Source organism: Streptomyces sp. NPDC000941, assembly GCF_053599555.1.
In genome coordinates, this window is record NZ_JBSFMM010000005.1 from 124,591 (window position 1) to 133,186 (window position 8,596).

At 72.6% G+C, this 8,596-nt stretch carries 7 protein-coding genes; 2 read left to right on the top strand and 5 right to left on the bottom strand.

Features of this window, described 5'->3' with window-relative positions; genetic code table 11:
• Window positions 1-93: 93 nt before the first annotated feature.
• The 5 genes from ACWDSL_RS03505 to ACWDSL_RS03525 form a co-directional block, all read right to left on the bottom strand.
• Window positions 94-1,326 (bottom strand): diguanylate cyclase domain-containing protein, encoded by a 1,233-nt coding sequence (locus tag ACWDSL_RS03505; protein WP_450481285.1) that lies wholly within the window; start codon window positions 1,324-1,326, stop codon window positions 94-96.
• A 109-nt stretch (window positions 1,327-1,435) separates the two neighbouring features.
• On the bottom strand, window positions 1,436-2,275 hold the full coding sequence (locus ACWDSL_RS03510; RefSeq protein WP_450481261.1) for an enoyl-CoA hydratase/isomerase family protein: 840 nt from the start codon (window positions 2,273-2,275) through the stop codon (window positions 1,436-1,438).
• A gap of 121 nt (window positions 2,276-2,396) precedes the next feature.
• On the bottom strand, window positions 2,397-3,920 hold the full coding sequence (locus tag ACWDSL_RS03515) for a cytochrome P450 (protein ID WP_450481263.1): 1,524 nt from the start codon (window positions 3,918-3,920) through the stop codon (window positions 2,397-2,399).
• 268 nt (window positions 3,921-4,188) lie between these two features.
• Window positions 4,189-5,532 carry an adenylate/guanylate cyclase domain-containing protein gene (locus tag ACWDSL_RS03520; protein WP_450481265.1) on the bottom strand — a complete coding sequence of 448 codons (1,344 nt, stop codon included), beginning with the start codon at window positions 5,530-5,532 and terminating at the stop codon, window positions 4,189-4,191.
• A gap of 206 nt (window positions 5,533-5,738) precedes the next feature.
• The gene (locus ACWDSL_RS03525) at window positions 5,739-6,626 is read right to left on the bottom strand and encodes a biotin--[acetyl-CoA-carboxylase] ligase (protein WP_450481267.1); all 888 of its coding nucleotides are present in this window, start codon (window positions 6,624-6,626) and stop codon (window positions 5,739-5,741) included.
• A gap of 174 nt (window positions 6,627-6,800) precedes the next feature.
• Between ACWDSL_RS03525 and ACWDSL_RS03530 the strand changes: the two genes are divergently transcribed.
• Together ACWDSL_RS03530 and ACWDSL_RS03535 are read left to right on the top strand one after the other, a co-directional pair.
• Window positions 6,801-8,396 carry an acyl-CoA carboxylase subunit beta gene (locus ACWDSL_RS03530; protein WP_450481269.1) on the top strand — a complete coding sequence of 532 codons (1,596 nt, stop codon included), beginning with the start codon at window positions 6,801-6,803 and terminating at the stop codon, window positions 8,394-8,396.
• Between the two features lie 38 nt (window positions 8,397-8,434).
• A partial coding sequence (locus ACWDSL_RS03535) for an acyl-CoA carboxylase epsilon subunit (protein ID WP_450481287.1) occupies window positions 8,435-8,596 on the top strand: 162 nt, incomplete at its 3' end.

An 8,596-nucleotide genomic window follows, 5' to 3' on the forward strand; every position in this document is an offset into this window, starting at 1 on the left:
CCGGCCCCTTGAGCCGCCTCCTGAACCGGCCCCTTGAACCGGCCCCTGAACCGGTCCCGGGCTCCGGCCACGGATCAGGCCACGGATCAGGCCTCAGAGGCGGCCCCTGAAGCGACGGCGTTCGGGGCCTCGGACCGCACGGTCCGAGGCGGCGCTGTCGGCCAGCCGCACCACCGGGTCCTCCGGGCCGCCCTCCCGCCCCGCGACCACCGGCTTCGCCGAGCGGGCGGCCTTCGCCCGGTACTGGGCGGCGTCCGCCAGCCGGAACAGCCGGCGGGCGGTGTGCACGGGGCCGATCGGATCGCCGGTCGAGGCGACCCCGCAGGCGACCCCCTCGCCCAGCTCCAGCTCGGCGGCCCTGCGGCACAGCTCATCGGCCACCCGCACCACCTCGTCCGCCGAGGGACCGACCTCCACCAGACAGAACTCGTCGCCACCCAGCCGGGCCGCCAGGGCCCCGGGGAGCATGGCGCCGCACAGCGAGAGCACCGAGCCGAACCGTTCCAGCAGCCGGTCGCCCACCGCATGGCCCAGTGTGTCGTTGACCTGCTTGAGCCCGTTGAGGTCGCACATCACCAGGCTCACCACCACCCCGTCCCGGCGGTGCTCCTCCAGCGCCTCGTCCAGCCGTATGTCCACCGCACGGCGGTTGCCGAGCCCGGTCAGCGGATCGGTGAAGGCCAGCCTGCGGGCCTCCTCCAGCCGCTCGGTCTGCGCGATCCCGGCGGCGGTCACCGCGGCCAGGACCGTCGCGAAGTCCGCGTCGGCCCGGCCGAACACCGGCTCCCCGGCCCGCCGCGCCACATACAGCTCGCCCCACGCCCGCCCGTGCAGCACGATCGGCGCGACCACACAGCTGCCCCGCCCGCGCCGCCGCAGCGCCGCCACCCGGCCGGGGCTGACGCCGCGCAGCGCCCCCCGAAGGCCGCCGATCGCATCCGTACCCATACCCGTACCCGCATCCGTACCCGCACCCATACCCATACCCCTGCCCGGGCCCGGCCCCCAGCCGTCCCCGTCCGGCCCTGCGGCCACCTCCACCCAGGCGTGCGGCTCCCCGCCCCGCGCCCACTCCTCATGCAAAAACTCGGTGATCTCGGGGAACTCATGCACCGGATAGAACTCGTGCTCGGGGAACTCCTCCTCCCCCGCGGCCAGTTCCCCGCTGTTGACCAGCACCCGCAGCCGCCCCAGCTCCCGCTCCCACACCGAGACCGCCGCAAAGCTCCCACCCAGCGCGCGGCGCGCGGCCTCCGCCGCGGACCGCACCGCCTCCCGCGGGATGTGCGCGGCCGCCATCGACTGCGCCAGTCCCACCACGGCCATCAGCCGCGCATCACCCTCGCCCGTCACCACGCCTCGCATTCCCCTGCCGCGCACACCGCACAGTCCAGCGTAGGAATGTTCGGCGAATTCCGCCTTGTCCCGTCCCGGGTTATTCGCCGGGCCAGTTCGGTGTGCGCTTTTCGTTGAAGGCCGCGACGCCCTCCGCCCGGTCCCCCGAGAAGGCCACCGACCGCCACGCCGCGTCCTCGATCTCGAGCCCTGCCCGCAGATCCAGTCCGTAACCGACCCGCAGCGCCCGCTTGGCCGCCCGCAGCCCGACCGGTGAGTTCGCGGCGATCCGCCCGGCCAGCTCCAGCGCCTCGGTACGGTCCTCCCCGTCCGCCACCAGCCGGTCGACCAGGCCCAGCTCGCGGGCCTCGGCGGCGGCCACCCGCCGCGCCGTGAAGATCAGCTCGGCGGCGCGGGCGGCCCCCACCCGGCGGGGCAGCAGCTGGGTGCCGCCCCCGCCCGGGATCACCCCGATCGAGACCTCGGGCAGCCCGACCACCGCCGTGCCGTCCGCGACAATCAGATCGCAGGACAGGGCCAGCTCGAAGCCGCCGCCCAACGCATAGCCGTGCACGGCGGCCACCGTCGGCATCGGCAGCTCCAGCACCCCGGTGTAGGCGGCGCGGGCCAGCGGGCGCTGCCGCCCGAGGTCGGCGTCGCTCAGGGAGTTCCGCTCCTTGAGGTCCGCGCCGACGCAGAACGCCCGCTCGTGCGTGGAGGACAGCACCACGGCCCGTACGGACCCGTCCCCGGCCAGCGCGGCACACGCCTGGGCGATGTTCCGCGCCATCCCCGTGGAGACGGCGTTCATGGCCTTCGGCCGGTCCAGCACCAGTTCGGCCACGAAGCCTTCCCGCCGGACCGCGACCCACTCGCCGTAGCGCTGCTCATCCACACGACCCTCCCGGTTAACGACCGTGAACACGTCGGGACGGATCATCGCAGCCCGCGCCGCCCCCGGCCAGTGGGCACCGGGGGCGACGAGACATCGACCGGACCGATGGACGGACGGACCGATGGACGGACGCCGTACGGGCCGGCCGGAGGCCAGGCGGCGCCGGTCACTTGCGCGAGCGCCGCCACCTGGCCAGGAAGCCCAGTACGCCGGTGGGCTTGGGCTTGGCCGCCTCCGCTTCCGCGTCCCCCGGGGCGCCACCGGACTCCGCGACAGCCACCTCCGCGCCCGGCACGCCCGGCAGACCCGTCGGGGCGGGCGGGACCTCCGGGGCCACCGGAACCTGCGGAACAGGTGCCGCCGCGGCCGCCGGGGCGGGCGGGATCTGCTGGGCCGGGGCAGCCGGCTCGCTCTTCGGCGGCTCGCCTACGGGCGCGAACCGCACCGGAAGCGCGGTCAGCCCGCGTTGGAACAGCCCCGTGCGCCACTCCAGCTTCTCCGCGGGCACGGCGAGCTCGATGTCCGGAAGCCGGTCCAGCAGCTTCTCGATGGCCGCGGTCGCGATGAGCCGCCCCTGGTTGCGGCCGGAGCAGGTGTGCTGCCCGGCGCTGAAGGCCAGGTGAGCCCGGTTTCCCTGCTTGTGCTGGGAGGAGTCGAGCGCGTCCTGGTTGCCCCCGGCGAAGCTGATCACCACGGGCTCGCCCGCGCGCAGCCGGGTCCCGCTGATCGTGACGTCCCGCAACGGCCAGTGCACGCCCAGATTGGCCAGCGGCGGTGCGGTCCACAACACCTCGTCCAGGGCGTCCTCGATGAGCATGCCCCCGCCCGCGAGATCACCCGCGAAGTTCTCGTCGATCAGCAGCACCCGCATGGCATTGCTGATCAGGCTGGGCACCGGCTCGCTGCCCATGCCCATCATCAGCAGCAGCTGCTCGATCAGCTCCTCGTCGGTCAGCCGCGCCGGGTGGGCGATCAGCCAGGAGGTGACGTCAGGACCCGGCTCCCGCCGCTTGAGCTCGATCAGGGCCAGCAGCGTCTCATCGATCTTCTTGGCCGCGGCCATCGGGTCGGAACCGTCCAGCAGCTGCGCCGCGGCCCCGAACAGCCGGTCGGCGATATCGCGCGGGCAGCCGAACAGCTCGGCTATGGCCAGCATCGAGACCAGCTGGCAGTACTCGGGGATCAGATCGGCCTCGCCCGCCGCGGCGAACTGGTCGATCAGCGAGTCGGCTATGCGCTCCACATAGCCGCGCAGCGCCCCCAGGTCTATCCGGCTCATGCTGTCGTCGATGGCGCTGCGCAGCCGCCGGTGCGCCTCCCCGTCCACCCAGCCGGCCTGGGCCCGGGGCCTGAGCAGTTGCGCGGAGTGGGTGGCCTCGGGAACCCGGCCCTCGTTTCTCGCCGTCCAGTTGCGGGGGTCCTTGGAGAACATCTCGGGCCGCCGCAAGATCTCCAGAGCCGTCTCGTAGCCGACGCACAGCACGGCCGTGACGCCCGGGTCCAGCTCCACCGGCGCGAGCGGGCCGTGGGTCTCGCGCAGCCGCTTGTAGACGGCGTACGGGTCCTGGAAGAACTCGGGCGTGTAAAGCGGCTCGTGTCCGGTGCCGGCGCCGGTGCCTCCGGCATGTGCCGGGCAGCCCGGCGGGGGAACGGCAGTCGGCTGGGCGACCGATTCGTAAGGCTGGCTCACAGTGCTCCTGGCTTCTGTCTTCGGTACAGGCCGACAGCGCGAGGACACCGGGCTCAGGGCCCGCCAGGATCGCCAAGATCCACTCCCATCGCGCGCAGGTAGGCTAGCGCGAGACGGAGGGGATGTACCCCGGCCTTCGGCGAACAGGCACAGGAACTGCGCACAGGAGTACGCAGATCCTCAGCACTCGGAACCACGAGCGGCGTCCGACCGTCCCGGCAGCCGGATCGGCACCGCCAGGTCAGACCCGCAGGATCAGCACCGCGGCTCACCCCCGCCGGGTCAGCAGCCAGGGCTCCACGACCCCCAGCCCACGCACCGGCCGCTGCCAGGTGGGCTGGAGCGCGAAGCGGTACGAAGGCGGCTCCTCGCCCTCCTTCTCCGCGGCGGCCGCCTCCTCGGCGGCCTGGGCCTCCGACACCGGGGCCGCCCGCAGCCGCCCCAGCTCCTCCGCGAACGCGCCGTCCACCAGGACCGCGTTCTTGGGGGCTATGGAGGTCAGCCGGCTGGCCAGGTTCACCGTCGTCCCGAAGACGTCGCCCATCCTGGTCGTGACGGTCCCGAAGGCCATCCCGACCCGCAGTTCGGGCATCGTCTCGTCGTGGGTCAGCGTCTCGATCAGCCGCAGCCCGATCTCGGCGGCGATGCTCGCGTCGTCCGCCGCGTACAGCACCTCGTCGCCCAGCGTCTTGATCAGCCGCCCGCCGTGCGCGGCCACCAGGTCGGCGGCCGTGGTCTCGAACGCCTCGACCAGCTCGCCGAGCTCTTCCTCCTCCAGCCGCCGGGTCAGCCGGGTGAAGCTCACCAGGTCCGCGAAGCCCACCGCCAGCCGCCGGTCGACCATCTCCGCGTCGTCCGCCGCCTGCACCACGCGGCCGGTCGCGGCCGCCAGCTGCCGCCGGTAGACGTAGACCAGGAACTCCTCCAGCTCCGGCAGCAACAGCTCCACCAGCGGATAGGCGATCTCGGTGCGCGTCATCCCGGTCTCGTGCGGCTCGGTGAGCCCTTCCAGGAAGGAGTCGATCTGCCAGTCGGCCAGCCGGGCCGTGGTCTGTCCCGTCGACCGCGCCACCTGGATGGCCATCGGCTCGCTCAGCAGCCCGGCCTCCACCAGACCGGCCAGCCGCCGCAGCGCCAGCACGTCCGCCTCGGTGAGCGCCTTGGCCTGGCCGATGTCGGCGAAGCCCATGGCCCGCCAGAAGCGGGTGGCCAGGTCCACGGACACCCCTGCGCTGCGGGCCGCCTGGAAGGGGGTGTACTGCCGCTCAGCCCCGAGGATCAGCTGCTCGAGCCGGAGCGAGAGGGGGTCGAGTTCGATCTCGTCGGCACCGGCCGCGATGTCCTCGTCAGCCGCGATGTCCTCGTCGACGACCACCTGCTCGCCGGAAGCCGCCCGCTCACCGGAAGCCGCCTGCTCACCGGAAGCCGCCTGCTCGCCGGAAGCCGCCTGCTCGCCGGCCGCAGTCTCCCCGTCGGCCATCGCCTCACCGGCCATCGCCTCACCGGCCATCGCCTCACCGACCGTCGCCTCACCGACCGTCGCCTCGTCGCCGACCGCGTCCCGGGCCCCGGCCTCCGGAGCCGCGCCGGAATCCATGTCGTCGGCGGTCACCGGCGGCCCCCTGTCCGATCCCTGCGCACTGCCCTTCCGTTCCCTCTTCCGGTTCGGTTCCGGCCCACGGCCGCCCCGAACTGGGCGGACCGCCACAACGATACGTCAGGTGTGCCCTAGCTCACTCTCCCCTGCGAAGCTGGGAAAACTCTTTGCTCAGGGGCGCAAAAATTCTCGCGATCTCTGCTTTCCGGCCACCCGAGGGGCTATGACGCGGGGCGCAGGTGCACGATGTCCCCGGCGGAGACCGGCTCCTGTACGCCGCCCTCCGTGGCGAGCACCAACCGCCCGTCGCCGTCGATCGCGACGGCCTCGCCGACGCGCTCCCCGCCGCCGGGCAGTTCGGCGCGCACTCTACGGCCCAGGGTGGCGCACCCGGCCGCGTACGTCTCCTGCAGCCCGCACGGCCCGGGGTCGCCCTCGAACCGGCGCCACTCCCCGTACCACTCCTCGATCGACCGCAGCACCGCGCGCAGCAGCGGGTCCCGGTCGGTGGAGACGGCGTCCGCGAGCGCCAGCGACCCGGCCGTGGGCACGGGCAGTTCGTCGGCGTGCAGCGAGATGTTCAGGCCGACGCCGATGACCACCGCGTCGCCGGTCCGCTCGGCCAGGATCCCGCCGAACTTCCGCTCCTCCCCGCCGACCGTCACCAGCAGGTCGTTGGGCCACTTCAGCGCGGTGTCCACGCCCGCCGCCCGGGAGAGCGCCCCGGCGGCGGCGACCCCGGCGAGCAGCGGCAGCCACCCCCACCGCTCGGTGGGCACCCCGGCGGCGCCCGGCCGCAGCAGCACCGAGAAGAACAGCCCGGAGCGGGGCGGGGCGGTCCAGGTGCGGTCCAGCCGGCCGCGCCCGGCGGTCTGCTCCTCGGCGATGAGCACCGCGCCCTCCGGGGCCCCGGCGGCCGCCCGGGCCACCAGGTCGGTGTTGGTCGAGCCGGTCGCCTGCACCACGTCGAGCTCGGTCCACAGCCTGCCGGGCCGCACCAGCGCGCGCCGCAGCGCGGTGGCGACCAGCGGGGGACGTTCCAGATCGGACCAGCGGCCGCCGGGGCCGCCCGGGATGCCCGGGCTCCCCGGGGTGTCAGAAGGCGTCATAAGGGCCAGCCTAGGGTCAGGAGGTGTGGCCAACGACGCAGTGCCCACATGCAGTCCCGCCGATACGCTACGAGCCGGTAGCCCAGCCGGCGCAAGCCCCCTTTCCCGCCCGCCAACCCCCGTTTCAGGGCCTGATCCCATAAGCCCCCGAGGACGAGCAGGAGCCGCATCCCGATGTCCGAGCCTGAGATCTCCTCCGAGATTCCCGATCGTCACACCACCGCGGGCAAGCTCGCGGATCTCCAGCGCCGCATTGACGAGGCCACGCACGCGGGCTCGGCGCGAGCGGTGGAGAAGCAGCACGCCAAGGGCAAGCTGACCGCGCGCGAGCGGATCGGCCTGCTTCTCGACGAGGGCTCGTTCACCGAACTCGACGAGTTCGCGCGGCACCGCTCGACCAACTTCGGCATCGAGAAGAACCGCCCGTACGGCGACGGCGTGGTGACCGGCTACGGCACGGTGGACGGCCGCCCGGTCTGCGTCTACTCCCAGGACTTCACGATCTTCGGCGGCTCGCTCGGCGAGGTCTACGGCGAGAAGATCGTCAAGGTCATGGACTTCGCCCTGAAGACCGGCTGCCCGATCATCGGCATCAACGACGGCGGCGGCGCCCGGATCCAGGAGGGCGTGGTCGCCCTCGGCCTGTTCGCCGAGATCTTCCGGCGAAACGTTCACGCATCGGGTGTCATCCCGCAGATCAGCCTGATCGTCGGCCCGTGCGCGGGCGGGGCCGTCTACTCTCCCGCGATCACCGACTTCACGGTGATGGTCGACCAGACCTCGCACATGTTCATCACAGGACCGGATGTGATCAAGACGGTCACCGGCGAGGACGTGGGCTTCGAGGCCCTGGGCGGCGCCCGTACGCACAACACCACCTCGGGCGTGGCCCACTACATGGCCGGCGACGAGAAGGACGCCTTCGAGTACGTCAAGGCGCTGCTGTCCTACCTCCCGTCCAACAACCTCTCCGAGCCGCCTGCCTTCCCCGACGACGCCGACCTGGAGGTCAGCGACGAGGACCGGGAGCTGGACGAGCTGATCCCGGACTCGGCGAACCAGCCGTACGACATGCACAAGGCGATCGAGCACGTCCTGGACGACGGCGAGTTCCTGGAGACCCAGCCGCTCTTCGCGCCGAACATCATCACCGGCTTCGGGCGGGTCGAGGGCCACCCGGTGGGCATCGTCGCCAACCAGCCGCTGCAGTTCGCGGGCTGCCTGGACATCGACGCCTCCGAGAAGGCCGCCCGCTTCGTGCGCACCTGCGACGCCTTCAACGTCCCCGTCCTGACCTTCGTGGACGTGCCCGGCTTCCTGCCCGGCACCGACCAGGAGTACAACGGCATCATCCGCCGCGGCGCCAAGCTGATCTACGCCTACGCCGAGGCGACCGTCCCGCTGATCACCGTCATCACCCGCAAGGCCTTCGGCGGCGCGTACGACGTCATGGGCTCCAAGCACCTGGGCGCGGACCTCAACCTGGCGTGGCCGACCGCCCAGATCGCGGTCATGGGCGCCCAGGGCGCGGTCAACATCCTGCACCGGCGCACCATCGCCGCCGCCGACGACCCCGAGGCGACCCGCGCCGAACTGATCGCCGACTACGAGGACATGCTCCTCAACCCGTACACCGCCGCCGAGCGCGGCTACGTCGACGCGGTGATCATGCCGTCCGACACCCGCCGCCACATCGTCAAGGGCCTGCGCTCGCTGCGCAACAAGCGCGAGAGCCTGCCCCCCAAGAAGCACGGCAACATCCCGCTGTAGGCAACATCCCCCATCCCTCCCCAGGAAGGGCTGTTTCCATGATCAAGATCGTACGGGGCAATCCCACCCCAGAGGAGCTGGCCGCCGCGCTCGCGGTGGTGCAAGCGCGCGCGGCGGCCCCCCCGGCCCCCGCGCAGGGGGAGGGCCCGCCACCCGAGTGGTCAGAACCGGCCCGGACCGACCCAGAGCCCCAGAAAGGA